Below are 1,524 nucleotides of genomic sequence, written 5' to 3'. Positions count from 1 at the left end.
ACAGGAGCATTCGCTTGCGCAGTAGTTAATCCTGCAGCATCACTACATTGGATAGTTATATCCAAACTTCCAACTAGAGTAGTCCAAGTAGGTTTAGTAGTATCTTCGATGGTTATCACTTGCGTGAAAGTGTCAGAAGTATTACCACATTCATCTTTAACCGTCCACGTATTAGTATAAGTACCAGAGTTACCACAAGATTGAGAAGCAACGAATTGCCCGCTAGTTTTAACGATATTAGTTACATCGCTATCACAATTATCAGTTGCAGTAGGAGCGTTAGCTTGCGCAGAAGTTAAACCTGCAGCATCACTACATTGGATAGTTATATCCAGACTTCCAGCTAGAGTAGTCCAAGTAGGTTTAGTAGTATCTTCGATGGTTATCACTTGCGTGAAAGTGTCAGAAGTATTACCACATTCATCTTTAACCGTCCAGGTATTAGTATAAGTTCCTGCATTACCACAAGATTGAGAAGCAACGAATTGTCCGCTAGTTTTAACGATATTAGTTACATCGCTATCGCAATTATCAGTTGCAGTAGGAACACTTGCTTGCGCAGTAGTTAATCCAGCAGCATCACTACATTGAATAGTTATATCCAAACTTCCAACTAGAGTAGTCCAAGTAGGTTTAGTAGTATCTTCGATAGTTATCACTTGCGTGAAAGCATCGGTAATATTACCACAATCATCTTTGGCAACCCAAGTGTTAGTATACGTTCCGGCATTTGCACAAGATTGAGAAGCTACAAACAGACCGCTAGTTTTGGTATAAGTAACGATTGAACAATTTGCAGTTGCAGTTGGTGCTTGATTTTGTGCTGTTGTCAATCCAGTAACATCACTACATTGTAATGTAATATCTAATGTTCCTGCTTGTGTAATCCAAATTGGAATAGCTGTATCTTGAACAGTAATTACCTGAGTAAAGATTGTTGAGATATTAGTACAAACATCAGTAGCTGTCCAGGTATTGGTGTAAGTTCCTGTGCTTCCGCAATTACCTCCTTGAAATTGACCACTTACTTTAGTATAAGTTACCGTTCCGCCGCAATTATCAGTTGCTACAGGAGCATTCGCTTGAGCTGCATTTAACCCTGCAGTATCACTACATTGTAGTGTTACATCAAGAGATGCAGGAGCAGTTGTCCATGTAGGAGCCGTTGTATCTTGAATTGTAATTGTTTGAGTAAATACAGTTGATACATTATTACAGACATCGGTAGCTTTCCAAGTATTAGTATAAGTTCCAGAATTTGCACAAGTTCCAGCTACAAAAGCACCAGAAATTTTAGTATACGTTACCGTTCCACCACAATTATCAGTTGCCACAGGAGCATTAGCTTGCGCAGCAGTTAATCCTGCGGTATCGCTACATTGTAAAGTTACATTAAGAGCCGTTGGAGCCGTTGTCCAAGTAGGAACTGTTGTATCTTGAATTGTAATTGTTTGAGTAAATACAGCTGATACATTATTACAAACATCAGTAGCTTTCCAAGTATTAGTATATGTTCCAGAGTTT

At 38.9% G+C, this 1,524-nt stretch carries 1 protein-coding gene; it reads right to left on the bottom strand.

What is annotated here, in order from left to right; genetic code table 11:
* Positions 1-1,524 (bottom strand): Ig-like domain-containing protein (locus tag OA93_RS23960; RefSeq protein WP_039116801.1); only part of this gene is annotated, 1,524 nt, incomplete at both ends.

This window comes from Flavobacterium sp. KMS (genome assembly GCF_000813005.1).
Lineage (GTDB): Bacteria > Bacteroidota > Bacteroidia > Flavobacteriales > Flavobacteriaceae > Flavobacterium.
Note: the sequence above shows the minus strand (reverse complement) of the source record. Positions and strands in the feature narration are given on the sequence as shown.